Below are 15,722 nucleotides of genomic sequence, written 5' to 3' on the forward strand. Positions count from 1 at the left end.
TATTCCCCTTTTCCGTTGTTCTATGCGTTCTCAGCGACCTCGCGCACGATGGCGAGGGCAAGCTCTGCCGCATCATAGAGATCCTGCTCGCGGATGCTCTCGTCCTTCGTGTGGCAGTCCGTCATGCCGACAGCGAGCACTGTTGTCGGCACGCCGTACGTGTTGAAGTGATTTGCGTCCGAGCCGCCGCCCTCCTCCAAGATTTCCACGGGGAGACCGAGTTTTCCCGCGGCACGGTGCAGATACTGTATGGGGAGGGCATCCTTTGGCAGCTCAAAGGGATCGTAGTCTTTATTGACTGCGATCTCCACAGTGCAGCCCGTTCCTGCTATCGCGCCGTTCACAGCGTCCACGATGCGCTGCGTAATGGCATCGAGTTTTGCCTTGTCGCGGCTGCGCGACTCGAAGTTCACCGTGCAGAACTCGGCGACGACATTAGTCGCCGTGCCGCCCGTGATCTTGCCGACGTTGCAGGTGGTCTCCTCGTCGATGCGCCCCTGCGGGACAGCGGTGAGTACACTGCCCGCCGCTGTGATGGCGTTCTTCCCCGCCTCGGGCTCGATGCCCGCGTGAGCCGCCTTGCCGTGTATCCGCACCTCGATCTGGTTCTTGCCGGGTGCCTTGAATACCGCGATGCCGGGATGCCCGTGCGTGTCGAGCGTATAGCCAAAATCAGCACGGAGAAGCGACGCGTCGAGGCAGCGCGAGCCGTTGACCCCGCCCTCCTCGGCGACGGTAAAGACGATCTGGAGATCGCCGTGCGGGAGATTGTGTTCCTTCAGACAGCGCAGTGTCTCAAGAATGGCGACCACGCCCGCCTTGTCGTCCGAACCGAGAATCGTCGTGCCGTCGGAGCGGATGACACCATCCTTCAGGACGGGCTTGATGTTCGCGCACGGCTCGACGCAGTCCATATGTGCCGTGAGCATGACGGTGGGGACACCCGTGATCGTTCCCTTGAAATTTGCGATGATATTGCCGCAGCTGCCGCCGAGTTTTTCCCCTGCCGTGTCCTCGTGGATCTCCGCCGCCCCGAGTTCCTTCAGGCGTGCGGTGAGCAGGTCGCCGATTTCGCGTTCCGCAAGCGTCGAGCAGCGGATGGAGACGAGTTCGAAGAATTCATCGAGCACTCTCTTTTTGTCGATCATGAGGCTGTTCCTTTCTCAGATGAACAGTGCGATCATAAAGGTAATCGTTGCGAGCAGCATGGGAATCGCGTTGCGCTTGGAGATCTCCATCGGGCTGACCTTTGCAAGCCCTGCGCAGACCATTGCCGCACCAGCGACGGGGGACATCGAGCGTCCAATCGCACCCGCCATCTGTGCAAGCGAACCGAGATCGACGATGCTCATGCCGAACGCCTCCGCCTGCGGTGTGATCGCGCCGTTGAAGGCGAGTGCTGCCGCGTCACCCGAGCCGGAGATCACGGCGATGAGGAAGGGACCGAATGCGCCCGCGAACTTTGCGACGGACTCCGATCCCTTCATCGCCTCGATCAGTGCGCCGGTCAGTCCCATTGCCGCCATACCGGCGGTAAAGACGCCTGCCGCGACGATGAGGCCCATGACGCTGCCATAGGCGCTGCCCATGCCGTCAAAGAATTTCTTCGTGACCTCCTGCGGATTCGTGCGCGTTGCAATGAGTGCGAGGATCGAGCCCGTAATCATGGCAGTCGGCACGTCCGTCAGCGGCAGGATCGCGATCTGCTTGCTGCCGAGCACGAGCATGACGAGGGGGACGAGCGGGATGAGCGCATAGATGGGATTGATCTTGAACGTTCGGTTCTGCTCCTCCTCGGAGAGCTCCGCGAGGTATGCCTGACGGCGGTCATCGCTTGGACCTTCGTTGCGGATCACCGAAATCGCAGTGAGTGCAATGATACAGACAAAGGATGCGATAATGGCAGCGGGTGCCTCATTCATGATGACGGACATCACGTCTGTCCCCGCCAGATCTGCAACGAACGGGTTGTGTGAGGTACCGGGGCTGATCGCACTGCCCCACGTCCCTGCGAGGACTGCCGCTGCCGCCATTGCGGGGTGCACACCCGCCGCAATGAGGGCGGGGATGAGGATACTGCCGACCGCAGCTGCGCAGCCTGCCGCACTCGGGATCGCGATGTTGATCCACCACGTCAGCAGCACGGCGAGCGGGATGAGAATGATGCGCGCCTTTGTGATGACGCCGGAGATGGACTCGACGAGGTGACGGTCGCACTCCGTGAGCTTCATGACGAACGAGAAGCCCATGACCGTACAGATGACGGGCACGAGTGTGCCGTGCACCATCGTCTTGCTGAACGTCGTGATCGCATTGCCCGCGACGCCGCCGATGATGCACATGAGGAGTCCTGCCGCAAAGAGCACCATGCGCGCCTCGTACTTCTTGATGATGGCGGCGAAGGCGATGATGACAATAATTCCTCCTGCAAGAGCCAATGAAAAGACCTCCTTTGATATAGGGAAGCACTGATAAATTCAGCGATCCCATAGAACCCAAAACGATATAAATTTCGACAAAAGGAAAAGGATTCCTTCCATTTATCGAAAAAGAAAGGGAGGATGCACAAGAAGGGAAGTATCGTCCATGATACTTCCCTTCGTTCATTGCTAAGCGATGCCCGGCCGTGTCATCTGGCGCGGCGAGAGAATGTGATCGAGTTCCTTCTTCGAGAGAATCCCCTGATCGAGGATGATCTCGCGGATGGGCCTGCCAGTCGTGTATGCCTCACGTGCAAGTTCGGCAGACTTTTCATACCCAATATGCGGCAGCAGTGCAGTCACGATACCAACGCTGTTGTCCAGCCACTTCTGGCACTGCTCGACGTTCGGCTTCAGGTCGACGAGGAGTTTGTCGACGAAGGTATTGACCGCGCGTGTGATGTAGTTGAGCGAGTTGAACATGTTGAACGCCATGACCGGCTCCATAACGTTCAGTTCGAACTGTCCGTTCTCTACACCGAGCGTCACGGCGAGATCGCCTGCGATAACCTGATAGCACGCCTGGTCGAGCACCTCCGCGATGACGGGGTTGACCTTGCCCGGCATGATGGAGGAACCCGGCTGCCGCATCGGAAGATGCAGTTCGTTCAGGCCGCAGCGCGGTCCCGATGCCATCAGGCGGAAATCATTCGCAAGCTTGATGAGGACGAGCGCCGCATTCTTGAGCGCGGAGGAGAAGTCGGCGAATGCATCCGTGTTGTTCGTCGCATCAATGATGTTCTGTGAAGTGCGGTACTGTTCACCCGTGATCTCGGAGAGTCGTTTGGCAACCGCCTTGATGTATGCCGGCTCGGCGTTCAGTCCCGTACCGACGGCGGTGCCGCCCATGTTGATCGTGTGGATGTGGCGCAGGACGTAGCGGATGCGGCGCATGGAGCGGCGCACGGCAGAGGCGTAGGAACCCATCTCCTGTCCGAGCGTGATGGGGACAGCATCCTGCAGATGTGTGCGCCCCATCTTTAGAATTGCACGGTATGCCGTCGCCTTTTTCTCGAGTTCCGCAGCGAGGCGGTCAAGCGCGGCGAGGAAGACCGCACCCTTCGTGGAGAGGCAGACCTTGATGCCCGTGGGGAACGAGTCGTTCGTCGACTGTGCCATGTTGGCGTGGTTGTTCGGCGAGATGATGTCATAGCGTCCCTTTGCTTCGCCGCGCAGTTCGAGCGCACGGTTGCAGAGCACCTCGTTCATGTTCATGTTGACGGATGTGCCCGCGCCGCCCTGAATCGGGTCGACGGGGAACTGGTCGATGAGACCGCCCGCAATGATCTCATCTGCCGCCTGTACGAGCACGTCACCGATCTCGTGCGGGAGACGTCCCGTATCCATGTTCGCGAGTGCAGCCGCCTTTTTCACCGTGGCAAGTGCCTTGATGAAATCGGGGTCGAGCTTCTGTCCCGTGATGTAGAAGTTCTCGATGGCACGCATCGTCTGCACGCCATAGTAGACATCATCGGGGACTTCCATGTTGCCGAGGAAATCGTGTTCGGTTCTCACAACAATCTCTCCTTAATAAATGGTGTAGAACGATTTATCTTCTGTATAATTTATGATATCATAAAGAATGAATGCAGTAAAATTGAAAGAAATGAATTTGCTTATCGAAAAAAATGATGGAAAGGAGAATTTCGGATGGAACTTCGCAACATCAAGACCTTTATCCATGCGGCAGAGACGGGCAGCTTTTCGGCGGCGGCACTGCGTGAGAACTACGCGCAGTCGACCATCACGCAGCAGATCCAGGCACTTGAGCGCGAACTTGGCGCCTCACTCTTCATTCGTGCGGGGCGTCGTGTGATCCTCTCGAGTGCGGGGCATGCATTTCTCTCCTATGCCTATCGCATGGCGGCGCTCGAACAGGAGACCCTCATGCAGTTCCGTGGGGAAGGAGAGCCGGAGGGCGAGTTCTTCCTCGGCATCATCGAGACAATTGCGACCTCGCGCTATATGCAGCGTGTCGGAGCTTTCCTGCGCCAGTATCCGAAGGTTCGCCTGCACGTCAATGTAGATACGGCGCCGCGTCTGCGCAAGGCACTCACACATGGTGACATCGACATTGCGATCCTGCTCGATCCCTATCATGAGGGGGAGCGCCTGCGCATCCTGCATCACAGTCCTTCGCCGATTGCCTTCATTACGGCGGTGGATTCGCCGTTCGCCAATCGCTCCGTCTGCCTGCATGAACTCGTGGACAGTACGTGGGTGCTCACGCAGCGCGGCACAAACTACCGCAAGAAGCTCGAGGATGATCTCACGGAGCGGCATCTCTATCTGCGCGACCGTGTCGAGATCGGTACGAGCAAAACCATCATCGACTTCGTCGCGTCGGGACTCGGCCTCTCCCTCCTGCCCGCCGTCACCGTCGCAGATGCTGTGCGTACAGGTCATGTCGCCGTCATTGATGTCACGGATTACCAAATCGACATGCAGCTCCAGATCCTCGCCGCCGATGAGCGCTGGCTGCCGCAGCCGCTCGCACTGCTTGCAGAGGATTTTGCTGCGGGACTTGAGGAAGAGGGATAGCAAAAAAGCGGAACTGCCGCTCAGGGGTTTCCTGATAGCAGCTCCGCTCTTTGTTGTTGATGGGGAAAAATACGCGTACTCAGTGAATCTCAATCTGCTTGCGTTCGGGTTCGCCCGCCGTCTTCGGCAGATTCACCTGCAGTACGCCGTCCTTGAACTCTGCGTGGATGTTCGCATCGTCGATGCCGTCGATGTAGAACGAGCGGCTGACCTCGCCCGTGTGACGTTCGCGGCGGATGTAGTTGCCCGCATCGTCCTTTTCGTCATTCGACTCCGTGCGCGAGGCGGCAATCGTGAGATAGCCGTTCTCGTAGTGGAGGGCGATGTCCTCCTTTGTCATGCCCGGGAGGTCTGCGGTCAGCTCGTAGTGATCGCCGCTGTCCTTCACGTCCACCTTGAACGAGGCGGCGCCCCAGTTCGCGGCGGGGAAGTCGTCGCGGAAGAAGGAATCACGCATCGCGTCGAAGAGTGCAAACGGATTTGCGGCATCGCGCTGCGAGAGGTTCCGGCGTCCGGCAAAAGGTACAAGTCCAAACATGGTAATCAACTCCTTAAAGTCTTTGCAGCATATTCGATGTTTGGTATTCGATATGCCATTCATTTACTTTTGATTGGGAAGGTGCGTTTGCTTTGAATCACCTTTCGATTGTTATTATACCTTAAATAGTCAAAAAGTCAATAGGTCAAAAAGAAAAAATTGAAATTTTTTTTTGAGAGACTATAATAGAAAAGTAAATAAGTAGATTTTATGCAAGGAGAGATGATATATGGATCAAGATGTGCTGTTTATCGGCTATCCGAAGTGCTCGACCTGTCAAAAGGCGGAGAAGTTTCTGCGGGCGCACGGCTGCGCCGCGCCGATGCGTGATATCAAGGCGGAGAAGCCGACGGCGGAGGAGCTGCGTGCGTGGCACGAGCGGAGCGGGCTGCCGCTGAAGCGTTTCTTCAACACGAGCGGTATGATTTACCGCGAGCTCGCGCTCAAGGACAAGCTGCCTGCGATGACGGAGGAGGAGCAGTACGCAGTGCTCGCCTCGGACGGGATGCTTGTGAAGCGTCCTCTTCTCATCACGAAGGATCGCGTGCTTACGGGGTTCCGCGAGAAGGAGTGGGCGGAGATTTTTGCTTGAGAGAGGTGCTTTTATGAAGCGTGAATACATGGACGGCATTCTCTATGCGCTGCTCTTTGCGATCCCTGCGTATATCCTGGGGCTGTACTTCCCCATCGTGGGCGGTCCCGTGTTCGGCATTCTGCTCGGCATGCTGTTCGCGAAGAAACGGCGGCCGCAGGCGACCGAGAGCGGGATCAAATTCACGGGCAAGAAGATTTTGCAGTATGCGATCATCCTGCTTGGCTTTGAGATGAATCTCTTTCATGTGGTGGAGGTCGGGGAGCAGTCGCTCTACGTCATGATCTTCACGCTGCTCGCGGCGTTCGGCGCGGCGTTCCTGATGGGAAAGGTTCTGGGGATGGACCGCGATATGACCGCGCTCGTCGGGGCGGGGACGGCGATCTGCGGCGGTTCCGCGATTGCGGCGGTCGCACCCGTGATCGGAGCGAAGGATCGGGATGTCGTGATCTCGATTGCGACGATTTTTTTCTTCAACGTGCTTGCGGTCTTTATCTTCCCGTTCCTCGGGCATAGTTGGGGGATGTCGGACGCAGGGTTCGGCATGTGGGCGGGTACTGCCATCAACGACACGTCGTCGGTCGTTGCAGCGGGCTATGCCTACAGCCATGATGCGGGCGCGTACGCGACCATTGTGAAGCTGACGCGCACGCTGATGATTGTGCCGGTCTGCCTGTTCTTCGCGCTGCTGATGATGCGCAGCGCGGCGCAGAGCGGCACGGGTTTTTCGCTGAAGCGCATCTTCCCGATGTTCGTACTCTACTTCGTGCTCGCGTGTATCGTGAACACGACGGGCATTCTCCCCGCAGAGGTTTCGCATGGGCTTGGGATGCTCGGCAAGTTCTCCATCGTGCTCGCGATGAGTGCAATCGGGCTGAACACGGATCTGCCGTCGCTCATCAAACACGGGACGCGCCCGCTCCTGCTCGGCATGGTCTGCTGGATTGCGGTCGCGGGTACGTCACTTATCGTGCAGCACGCACTGGGGCTGCTGTGAGGTGAACGATGACGGATGAACATGAAATCGAGCTTCGCCCGTTTCCTCCTTTTTTGCCGCCCAATGCGACCGTACTCATGATGGGCTCGTTTCCGCCCGCTGCCGAAAAACGGGCAATGGAGTTCCACTATCCGAACTTCCAGAACGATATGTGGCGCGTCTACGGGCTGGTGTTCTTCGGTGATGCGATGCATTTTCAGCGCGTAGGGGAAAAGGCGTTTGATGCGAAGAAGATCAAGGCGTTCCTCGCCGAGCGCGGCATTGGCTCGTGCCCCGGTGTGCGCCGTGCCATTCGTACGCATGGAAATGCATCCGATGCCTATCTGAAGGTTGTGGAGACGGTTGAGCTGCCCGAGATTTTGGAGAAGATCCCGCAGTGCCGCCGCATCTGCACAACGGGCGGCAAGGCAACGGAGATCCTGCTCGCACTGCTTGAGACGGAGGTCAAGGCAAAGGCCTTCAAGACGGGCACGACGATAACTGCGCGCTGCGGTGACCGTGACCTCCTCGTCACGCGCCTGCCGTCCACCTCGCGCGCCTACCCAATGAAACTCGAAAAGAAGGCCGAGGCATATCGGAAATTTTTCGTTGAGGCGGGCTTTACGGTGGCGAAGTAAAATAGGAAATAAAAACGGCACACCGTGAGTAAATCACAGAGTGCCGTTATTTTTACAAAGAAATGGTTAGAACAGATCCTTGGCAAGGACGATGGTCTGTTCGCGCGAGGGACCGACGGAGACGATGCCGAGGGCGATGCCCGTGATCTCTGCCATGCGCTCGAGGTACTTGCGTGCGTTCTCTGGCAGCGCGTCGTAGCTGCGGATGCCGGAGATATCCGTCTTCCAGCCCGGGAAGGTCTCGTAGACCGGCTCCACCTCGGCGAGGACGTTGAGGCTTGCGGGAACCCCCTTCAGCAGCTCACCCTTGTACTTGTAGCCCGTGCAGATCTTGATCTCGTCGAAGCCGTCGAGGATATCGAGGCGCGTGACCGCCATGTAGTCGATGCCGGAGAGGAGACCCGCATGGCGGACGACGACGGCGTCGAGCCAGCCCGTACGGCGCGGACGCCCCGTGACAGTGCCGAACTCATGCCCTGCCTCGCGCAGCTTCTCACCAATTGCGTTTAGCTGCTCGGTGGGGAAGGGACCCTCACCGACGCGCGTGCAGTATGCCTTCACGATGCCGACGACCTTGTCGATTTTCTTCGGTGCAACGCCTGCGCCGACGGTGACGCCGCCAGAGACGGGGTGCGAGGCGGTGACGTAGGGGTAGGTGCCGTAGTCGATGTCGAGCATGGTCGCCTGTGCGCCCTCAAAGAGGATCTTGCGTCCTGCCGCGATCTCCTCGTTGATGAGGGGGATTGTGTCCGTGACAAGCGGACGCAGGCGCTCGGCGTAGCCCTCGTACTCCGTGAGTACCTCTTCGTAGTCGAGCGGTTCGTGGGCGTAGACGGCGGCGAGCTCCCCGTTCTTATTGTCGAGGTTCTTTTTGAGCTTCTTCGCGAACTCGTCCTTCTCCATGAGGTCGCAGACGCGGATGCCGATGCGGTCATCGCGATCCATATAGCAGGGACCGATACCGCGTCCCGTTGTGCCGATCTTGTCCGCGCCGCGCTGTGCATCGCCGATGCCGTCCATCAGGCGGTGATAGGGCATGACGACATGGGCGCGGTCGGAGATGCGGATGCTTGAGGTATCAATGCCGCGTGCCGCCATGGCGTCCATTTCCTGTAAGCATACCTCGGGATCAAAGGCGACGCCGTTTGCGATGATGTTGTGCGTGCCCTTATAGAGGATGCCCGACGGCAGGAGGCGCAGCTTGTACTCCTCTCCGTCCGCGACGACGGTGTGACCCGCGTTGCAGCCGCCCTGGAAGCGGACAACGGTGTCTGCCTTGCTTGCGAGGTAGTCGACGATCTTCCCTTTGCCCTCGTCGCCCCACTGTGTGCCCGTGATAACGATGGTTGACATAGATGAGTCCCCCTTAATTCTTTCCCTTAGAGATCAAAGCGCGCAAAGATGGAATCCACATGGCGCAGGAAATAAGTATAGTCAAAGCACGCGTCAATCTCTTCCTTTGTAAGATGTGCGGAGATATCTGCGTCCTTTTCGACGTTGGTACGGAAATCCTCCTTCTCGAGCCAGCGCTTCATGGCGTTGCGCTGTACCCAGACGTACGCGGTCTGGCGCAGGATACCTTTGTTCACAAGTGCCGTGAGGATGCGCTGGCTGTAGATGAGTCCGCCCGTGCGGTTCATGTTGTGCAACATGGCGTCGGGGTAGACGAGAAGTTTGTCGACGATGCCCGTCAGCTTGTGCAGGCAGTAGTCCACGTTGATCGTCGCGTCGGGCAGGATGACGCGCTCGACGGAGGAGTGCGAGATGTCGCGCTCGTGCCAGAGGGTCATGTCCTCGAGTGCCGCGACGGCGTTGCCGCGTACGAGACGCGCCATGCCCGAGACGCGTTCGCAGTTGATCGGGTTGCGCTTGTGCGGCATCGCGGACGAGCCCTTTTGCCCCGCCTTGAAGAATTCCTCTGCCTCGCGAATGTCCGTGCGCTGCAGGTTGCGGATCTCGGTAGCGATCTTCTCCATTGTACCCGCGATGATGGCGAGCGTTGTGACGAACTCGGCGTGACGGTCGCGCTGAATGACCTGCGTGGCGAGACGCACGGGGGTAATGCCGAGCTTCTTGCACGTCAGCTCCTCGATGCGCGGGTCGATGTTGGAGTAGGTGCCGACAGCACCCGAGAGCTTGCCGACAGAGACGATCTCCTTCGCACGCATCAGGCGCTCGATGTCGCGCTCGATCTCGGCACTCCAGAGGAGAAGCTTCAGGCCGAATGTCATCGGCTCCGCGTGGATGCCGTGGGTGCGTCCGATGCACGGCGTGTGGCGGAACTCCTCTGCACGGCGGCGCAGCACTTCACGGAATGCGCGCAGATCATCGAGGATGATCGCGGCGGCATCGCGCATCATGACGCAGTATGCCGTGTCCTTTACATCGCTCGACGTGAGGCCTTTGTGGATGTACTTCGAGTCCTCGCCGACATTCTCCTCGAGATTCGTGAGGAAGGCAATGATGTCGTGGTCGGTGGTCTTTTCGATCTCGTTGATGCGCGCGACATCGAACTTCGCGTTTGCCTTGATGTTCTGCACGGCAGCGGCTGGGATTTCGCCCAGTTCCGCCATTGCCTCGCACGCGGCAATCTCCACATTCAGAATGGTCTGCCACTCGTTCTGGATCGACCAGAGATGTCCCATCTCCGGACGGGTATAGCGCTCTATCATCTGTTTCCTCCTGCTCATGTAAATGAACATAACGCAACACCTCTATCATATATCGCGCGGCGTGGAATGTCAATCATGGGCTTTGGACTGCGGTGCAGCGGAAAGATTCCAGGGGCTATCATGTTCATTTCAGAATTTTTGCGTTATAATAGAAGAGAAACAGTGATAAATTGAGCGATTCCGAAAGGAGGGGCGGCTGCGATGACCTTTCGGCGGATTCTCGCTGTGGGCGATATTCACGGGAATGCAGACCAGCTGCGCGCCCTCTGGAAGAAGATTGCCTTCGATGAGCGTACGGATCTGCTCGTCTTTCTCGGCGACTATATTGATCGCGGCGCGGCACCCGTGGATGTACTGCGCTTCGTACGTGCACAGGTGGAGCGCTATGAGAACGTGCATGCGCTCTACGGCAACCACGAGGCGATGATGCTCGGCTACCTGCGGGAATATGGACTGGGGCGGACGCTCCGCGGACACTTTGATATCTGGCTGATGAACGGCGGCAAGGTGACGAAGAAACAGTTCGCTGCACTCCCTGCGGAGGAGTCAGAGGAGCTCCTTGCATTCGTCAAGGCGCGCCCGCTTTACTTCCGTATGACGCACGGAGCGCAGAGCATTCTCTTCGTCCATGCGGGCGTGAACCCACGTCGTGCGAAACAAACTTCGCAGGATTTGCTGTGGATTCGTGAGGATTTCTTCGATAACTACAGTGGAACGGAGCTCATTATCGTGGGGCATACACCGACCCAGTCGATCGGCGGACGCGATATGAGCCGCAATGTTCCGCTTTTCCTGCCGAATAATATCATCGCTTGCGACACGGGATCCTTTCTTCCCGGCGGACGGATCAGCTGCGTGGATGCGGCACACTATCTCGCGCTGCGCGGCGCGGGCAGGAAACTGACGGAAACGGAACTTGCCTCCTGCTATATACAGTCTGCATGAGGTATCGGCAGAAAATTGGACAGAGAACATACACTAAGGGGTATGATATGACAGCATAGAACGAGGGAATAGAAACGAATGAACAATCAACAGAAGATGAATCGCCGCCGCTTTATCAAGATGGCCGCGGCGGCAGGCGCCCTCGCTGCGGGCGGTGCGGCGCTCTGGAAGCTCGGTGCCGTGCGCCTGTTTCGCGACACGGCGCTGCAGCAGTTCCCGGGCGTACTCTATGTCGATCGGCTGCGGCAAGTCGTCGCGGCGGACAGCGGACATGCCCGCGTCCTCATGTGGGAGCGGCCGTCGCCGACCGAGAAGCAGATCGTCGAGGTGCGTTTGCAGGGGGCAGGGGGGCTGCGCCGCTATGCAGCGGCAGACGACAGCTTCACCGATGATGGCACGGAGGTCTATCAGTACACGGCAGAACTGGATCAGCTGACGATGGGCAATGCGTATCAATACCGCATCACGGCGGGGGAGGCGGCGACGGACTGGCAGACGCTCTATGTGCCGACGGCGAATGAGCCGTACAAGATGCTGATCTTCCCTGATTCGCAGTCGAGCGACTATGCGGACTGGAAGCAGCTCGCGCATCTCGCATGGGCGCGCAATACCGATGCGCAGCTCTTTGCCTGCATGGGTGACCTCGTGGACAACGGCGAGGATCGCCTGCAGTGGACCGAGTTCTTTGGCGGGGTGAAGGAGATGCAGCGCGCGATCCCAATGGCGCCTGTCATGGGGAATCATGAGACGTACAACCGCGACTGGAAGGTGCGTCTGCCCGAGGCATATCTGCACTATTTCAAGACCCCGCGCAATGGGAGCAGAGAATTCGAGCGCTATTACTACTCCTTTGACTACGGCGAGGTGCACTACGTCGTGCTCTGCACACAGACGAAGGAGATCGGCAACTTCAAGAGCGGACTGCTGGAGGAGCAGCTCGCGTGGATACGCCGTGATTTGAAGGCGCACCGGAAACGGTGGAATGTTGTCCTCATGCACAAGGATGTACTGCAGTACCGCATCAACGGGCGCCCCGAGCGCGCGGAGGGCATTGACGAGGAGAACGGGCGCGTGTGGATGCCTGTCTTTGACGAGCTTGCGATCGATATTGTCTTTACGGCGCATCTGCACACCTATCGAAATCGCGGGCACATTTACGGATTCGAGAAGACTCCGGACAAGAAGGGACCACTCTATATTCTCACGGGGGTCGCAGGCAACGTCCGCTATCCGAACCTCTGGATCGATCACTCCTTCGACGAGGTGACGCTGCCGCAGCCCGAGACGGACAACTATCTCACGATGGAGGTCACGCGGGACTCGATCGAGATCGCATGCTTCCTGATGGACGGCACGGAGATGGATCGCGTGCGCGTGACGAAGAAGTAGGGGGGCGCACACTTCGCCTTGAAAATGAATTGTTGTGGTAGAATAAGCACAGAAAAAGAGCTGATGTGTAAATGGTCAGCTCACACATTTGGAAAAGTTTTCCGCCTATCGTTCGCAGTTACGGGGCGGATTCTTTTTTGCAAAAATATTTGTAAACCGAAATAAAATAAATTGGTTGACAGTAAAACACGAAACGTGTATGATAAAGCAAGTTTATTTCACCGATAAATATGCTTGGAGGTATCTGAACATTATGAAGTTACGAGAAATAATCCTTTGCGGACTATTTATTGCGCTCGTTGCCGTCGGTGCATTTGTCCGCATTCCCGTCGGGACAGATGTGTATACGCTCCAGTTCCTCTTTACGCTGCTCGCGGGGTTGATGCTCGGTGCGCGGCTTGGTGCACTCGCGGTTGGGACGTATGTGCTTATGGGACTGGTCGGGATCCCGGTCTTTGCCTCGGGCGGCGGTCCTTCCTATGTGCTTCAGCCGACGTTCGGCTATCTCGTGGGCTTCATTGTACAGGGCTGGGTGACGGGTGCATTTGTCCGCACGGGTGTGCCGACGTTTCGCCGCGCACTGACGGCATGCCTTCTGGGCATGGTGGTGGTCTATGTGTTCGGCATCTCGTATTTCTACTTTGCATCGAACTATATTATCGACGCGCCGATCGGCTTCTGGGTGGCGATCTGGTACTGCGGCGTGCTGCAGGTTCTGCCGGACTTTCTGCTCTGCGTGGCGGCGGCATACATCGGTATGCGGACACAGCGGGCAGGTCTGTGGCTGTAATGGGGCGGGTTCTCTCGGCGGCACAACAGCATAGTGCAAAAGACGAGTAGTTCAGCAGAAAGGAAGTATATTTACACGATGGGCAAGGCATTATTCATCACGGGTACGGGCACAGACATCGGTAAGACGTACGTGACGGGGCTGATCGTAAAGAAGCTGCGTGATGCGGGGCTGGGTGCGGGCTACTACAAGGCGGCACTCTCAGGTGCGGAGACCCTCGCGGACGGTACGCTGCTGCCCGGTGACGCACTCCATGTTGCACGTGTCGCAGGACTTGCGGCAGCGGATACAACGGTCTCCTATATTTACCGTGATGCGGTATCGCCCCATCTCGCGGCACAGATTGAGGGGCGTCCGATGGACTTTGACAAGGTGGAGCAGGACTACCGCACGGCGAAGGAACGGACGGAGTATCTGACGGTGGAGGGGAGCGGCGGCATTATCTGCCCCCTGCGCTGGGACAATGAGGAGCACGTCATTCTGGACGATCTCGTCGTGCGTCTCGGGCTCTCTGCGCTCGTTGTTGCGGATGCGGGGCTCGGCACGATCAACGCCGCCGTTCTCACGGCAGAGCATCTGAAGATGCGCGGCATTCCTCTGAAGGGCTTTATCTTCAACAACTGGACGGGCGGCACGATGCAGGAGGACAACGTAACGATGGTTGAGGCACTGACGGGAGCGCGCGTGCTTGCCTGTGTAGAGCACGACGCTGCGGAGCTGCCGATGGCGGCGGATGCACTCGCCGCACTGTATCAGTAAAGGAGAGAGCTATGCCGACGATTGAGGAGCGCGACCTGCGCCATATCTGGCATCCGTGCGCACAGATGAAGGACTATGAGGACTTGCCGCCGATGGTGATCGACCATGCAAAGGGGGCGTGGCTCTACGATGTACACGGGCATTCCTATCTCGATATCGTGAGTTCGTGGTGGGCGAACCTCCTCGGGCATGCGAACGAAAAGATCAATGCGAGGATCAAGGCACAGCTCGACCGCCTCGAGCACGTCATCTTCGCGAATTTCTCCCATCGCCCTGCGATTGAACTCGCGGAGCGGCTCGCATCGCTCGTGCCTGCGGGGCTTACAAAGTTCCACTTCAACGACAACGGCTCCTCGGCGGTCGAGGCAGCGCTCAAGATGGCGTTCCAATACTGCCAGCAGACGGGGCGCACGGAAAAGACGCGCTTTATGTGTCTCTCGGAGGGCTATCACGGCGAGACCATCGGCGCACTCTCGGTCGGGAGCATGGATCTCTTCGCCGAGATGTATAAGCCGATGATGATGGACAACATCCATATTGAGGCACCTGACTGCTATCGCTGCCCGTATGGGAAGCAGCGCGGGAGCTGTGACTGCGCGTGCATCGAGCACGCGGAGCATGCATTCGCGGAGCATGGCAAGGAGACGGCGGCGATGATCGTCGAGCCGCTCTTGCAGGGGAGCGCGGGGATGCGCATCTATCCCGAGGAGTATCTCAGAAAGCTGCGCGCCCTCTGCGACGCGCATGACGTACTCCTCATCGCGGACGAGATTGCGACGGGCTTCGGGCGCACGGGACGGCTCTTTGCGTGCGAGCGTGCGGGCATTACGCCCGACCTCATGTGTCTCTCGAAAGGCCTGACAGGCGGCTATCTGCCGATGTCGATCACCGTTGTGAAAGAAAAAATCTATGAGGCATTCTACGCCGATTGGAGCGAGGGCAAGGCGTTCATGCACTCTCACACCTACGCGGGCAATCCGCTCGGCTGTGCGGCGGCACTTGCCGTTCTCGACATCCTCGACGAGGAGAATGTATTGGAGCAGGCGGAGAATACCGCCGCGTGGCTGACGGCCCAGATGACGGAGCGTTTCGGTGCACATCCGAATGTCGGCGAGATTCGCCGCATCGGACTGATTCACGCGGTTGAGCTTGTGGAGAACCGCGCGGAGAAGCGTTCCTTTGACAGCAAGAAACGCCTTGGTTATGCGATCTATCGTCGCGCACTCACGCACGGGCTGCTCCTGCGTCCGCTCGGCGACGTACTCTACTTCAACCCGCCGCTGAACATCGGAAAGACTGACCTCGAGATTGCGATGGAGCGCATGAAACGCGCGATGGACGAAGTTTTGGGATAAATATGGCAAACGAAAAGACGCACCCGTATGAGTGCGTCTTTTCTTGT

General features: G+C 58.2%; 15 protein-coding genes. 9 read left to right on the plus strand and 6 right to left on the minus strand.

Annotated features, from left to right (window positions below; translation table 11 throughout):
• Positions 1-20: 20 nt before the first annotated feature.
• The 3 genes from BCS37_RS01315 to BCS37_RS01325 all read right to left on the minus strand — a co-directional run bounded on the left by BCS37_RS01315 (position 21) and on the right by BCS37_RS01325 (position 3,995).
• Complete coding sequence (locus tag BCS37_RS01315; RefSeq protein ID WP_069179787.1) at positions 21-1,148, minus strand: M20/M25/M40 family metallo-hydrolase; 1,128 nt, start codon at positions 1,146-1,148, stop codon at positions 21-23.
• Positions 1,149-1,163: 15 nt separating this feature from the next.
• Positions 1,164-2,438, minus strand: coding sequence for a C4-dicarboxylate transporter DcuC (gene dcuC / locus BCS37_RS01320; RefSeq protein ID WP_069179788.1), 1,275 nt, complete (start codon positions 2,436-2,438; stop codon positions 1,164-1,166).
• A 171-nt stretch (positions 2,439-2,609) separates the two neighbouring features.
• On the minus strand, positions 2,610-3,995 hold the full coding sequence (locus BCS37_RS01325; RefSeq protein WP_069179789.1) for an aspartate ammonia-lyase: 1,386 nt from the start codon (positions 3,993-3,995) through the stop codon (positions 2,610-2,612).
• A 135-nt stretch (positions 3,996-4,130) separates the two neighbouring features.
• Here BCS37_RS01325 and BCS37_RS01330 point away from each other — a divergent pair, with 135 nt between their 5' ends.
• The gene (locus tag BCS37_RS01330) at positions 4,131-5,021 is read left to right on the plus strand and encodes a LysR family transcriptional regulator (RefSeq protein ID WP_069179790.1); all 891 of its coding nucleotides are present in this window, start codon (positions 4,131-4,133) and stop codon (positions 5,019-5,021) included.
• Between the two features lie 79 nt (positions 5,022-5,100).
• Here the strand turns inward: BCS37_RS01330 and BCS37_RS01335 are convergent, their stop codons facing one another.
• A complete protein-coding gene (locus BCS37_RS01335) occupies positions 5,101-5,559 on the minus strand; it encodes an Hsp20/alpha crystallin family protein (protein WP_069179791.1) in 459 nt (152 codons plus the stop codon).
• Between the two features lie 229 nt (positions 5,560-5,788).
• Here BCS37_RS01335 and BCS37_RS01340 point away from each other — a divergent pair, with 229 nt between their 5' ends.
• The 3 genes from BCS37_RS01340 to BCS37_RS01350 are packed head-to-tail and all read left to right on the plus strand — an operon-like array spanning position 5,789 to position 7,765.
• The gene (locus BCS37_RS01340; RefSeq protein WP_069179792.1) at positions 5,789-6,151 is read left to right on the plus strand and encodes an arsenate reductase family protein; all 363 of its coding nucleotides are present in this window, start codon (positions 5,789-5,791) and stop codon (positions 6,149-6,151) included.
• A gap of 13 nt (positions 6,152-6,164) precedes the next feature.
• Entirely contained in the window at positions 6,165-7,148 is a 984-nt protein-coding gene (locus BCS37_RS01345; RefSeq protein ID WP_069179793.1) for a YeiH family protein, read from the plus strand.
• An 8-nt stretch (positions 7,149-7,156) separates the two neighbouring features.
• Positions 7,157-7,765, plus strand: coding sequence for a DNA glycosylase (locus tag BCS37_RS01350; RefSeq protein ID WP_069179794.1), 609 nt, complete (start codon positions 7,157-7,159; stop codon positions 7,763-7,765).
• Positions 7,766-7,831: 66 nt separating this feature from the next.
• Here BCS37_RS01350 and BCS37_RS01355 read toward each other — a convergent pair whose 3' ends face one another.
• Positions 7,832-9,118, minus strand: a complete 1,287-nt coding sequence (locus tag BCS37_RS01355; RefSeq protein ID WP_069179795.1) for an adenylosuccinate synthase — start codon at positions 9,116-9,118, stop codon at positions 7,832-7,834.
• Positions 9,119-9,144: 26 nt separating this feature from the next.
• The gene (gene purB, locus BCS37_RS01360) at positions 9,145-10,437 is read right to left on the minus strand and encodes an adenylosuccinate lyase (RefSeq protein WP_069179796.1); all 1,293 of its coding nucleotides are present in this window, start codon (positions 10,435-10,437) and stop codon (positions 9,145-9,147) included.
• Between the two features lie 201 nt (positions 10,438-10,638).
• Between purB and BCS37_RS01365 the strand changes: the two genes are divergently transcribed.
• The 5 genes from BCS37_RS01365 to bioA all read left to right on the plus strand — a co-directional run bounded on the left by BCS37_RS01365 (position 10,639) and on the right by bioA (position 15,675).
• Complete coding sequence (locus BCS37_RS01365; protein ID WP_069179797.1) at positions 10,639-11,382, plus strand: metallophosphoesterase family protein; 744 nt, start codon at positions 10,639-10,641, stop codon at positions 11,380-11,382.
• A 78-nt stretch (positions 11,383-11,460) separates the two neighbouring features.
• Positions 11,461-12,771 carry a metallophosphoesterase family protein gene (locus BCS37_RS01370; RefSeq protein ID WP_069179798.1) on the plus strand — a complete coding sequence of 437 codons (1,311 nt, stop codon included), beginning with the start codon at positions 11,461-11,463 and terminating at the stop codon, positions 12,769-12,771.
• Between the two features lie 253 nt (positions 12,772-13,024).
• Positions 13,025-13,561 carry a biotin transporter BioY gene (locus BCS37_RS01375; protein ID WP_069179799.1) on the plus strand — a complete coding sequence of 179 codons (537 nt, stop codon included), beginning with the start codon at positions 13,025-13,027 and terminating at the stop codon, positions 13,559-13,561.
• A 78-nt stretch (positions 13,562-13,639) separates the two neighbouring features.
• Positions 13,640-14,320, plus strand: coding sequence for a dethiobiotin synthase (gene bioD, locus BCS37_RS01380; RefSeq protein ID WP_069179800.1), 681 nt, complete (start codon positions 13,640-13,642; stop codon positions 14,318-14,320).
• An 11-nt stretch (positions 14,321-14,331) separates the two neighbouring features.
• Positions 14,332-15,675 carry an adenosylmethionine--8-amino-7-oxononanoate transaminase gene (gene bioA, locus BCS37_RS01385; protein ID WP_069179801.1) on the plus strand — a complete coding sequence of 448 codons (1,344 nt, stop codon included), beginning with the start codon at positions 14,332-14,334 and terminating at the stop codon, positions 15,673-15,675.
• The last annotated feature ends 47 nt before the right edge of the window (positions 15,676-15,722 follow it).

Origin of the sequence: Selenomonas sp. oral taxon 920 (assembly GCF_001717585.1) — a bacterium.
Classification (GTDB): Bacteria; Bacillota; Negativicutes; order Selenomonadales; family Selenomonadaceae; genus Centipeda.

Excerpts from the sequence above, each read along its gene's own strand:
- BCS37_RS01315 (WP_069179787.1), bottom strand. The coding sequence starts at position 1,148 with ATGATCGACAAAAAGAGAGTGCTCGATGAATTCTTCGAACTCGTCTCC.
- BCS37_RS01340 (WP_069179792.1), top strand. The coding sequence starts at position 5,789 with ATGGATCAAGATGTGCTGTTTATCGGCTATCCGAAGTGCTCGACCTGT.
- BCS37_RS01375 (WP_069179799.1), top strand. The coding sequence starts at position 13,025 with ATGAAGTTACGAGAAATAATCCTTTGCGGACTATTTATTGCGCTCGTT.
- BCS37_RS01365 (WP_069179797.1), top strand. The coding sequence starts at position 10,639 with ATGACCTTTCGGCGGATTCTCGCTGTGGGCGATATTCACGGGAATGCA.
- BCS37_RS01330 (WP_069179790.1), top strand. The coding sequence starts at position 4,131 with ATGGAACTTCGCAACATCAAGACCTTTATCCATGCGGCAGAGACGGGC.
- purB (WP_069179796.1), bottom strand. The coding sequence starts at position 10,437 with ATGATAGAGCGCTATACCCGTCCGGAGATGGGACATCTCTGGTCGATC.
- bioD (WP_069179800.1), top strand. The coding sequence starts at position 13,640 with ATGGGCAAGGCATTATTCATCACGGGTACGGGCACAGACATCGGTAAG.
- BCS37_RS01350 (WP_069179794.1), top strand. The coding sequence starts at position 7,157 with ATGACGGATGAACATGAAATCGAGCTTCGCCCGTTTCCTCCTTTTTTG.
- bioA (WP_069179801.1), top strand. The coding sequence starts at position 14,332 with ATGCCGACGATTGAGGAGCGCGACCTGCGCCATATCTGGCATCCGTGC.
- BCS37_RS01345 (WP_069179793.1), top strand. The coding sequence starts at position 6,165 with ATGAAGCGTGAATACATGGACGGCATTCTCTATGCGCTGCTCTTTGCG.
- BCS37_RS01370 (WP_069179798.1), top strand. The coding sequence starts at position 11,461 with ATGAACAATCAACAGAAGATGAATCGCCGCCGCTTTATCAAGATGGCC.
- BCS37_RS01355 (WP_069179795.1), bottom strand. The coding sequence starts at position 9,118 with ATGTCAACCATCGTTATCACGGGCACACAGTGGGGCGACGAGGGCAAA.
- BCS37_RS01335 (WP_069179791.1), bottom strand. The coding sequence starts at position 5,559 with ATGTTTGGACTTGTACCTTTTGCCGGACGCCGGAACCTCTCGCAGCGC.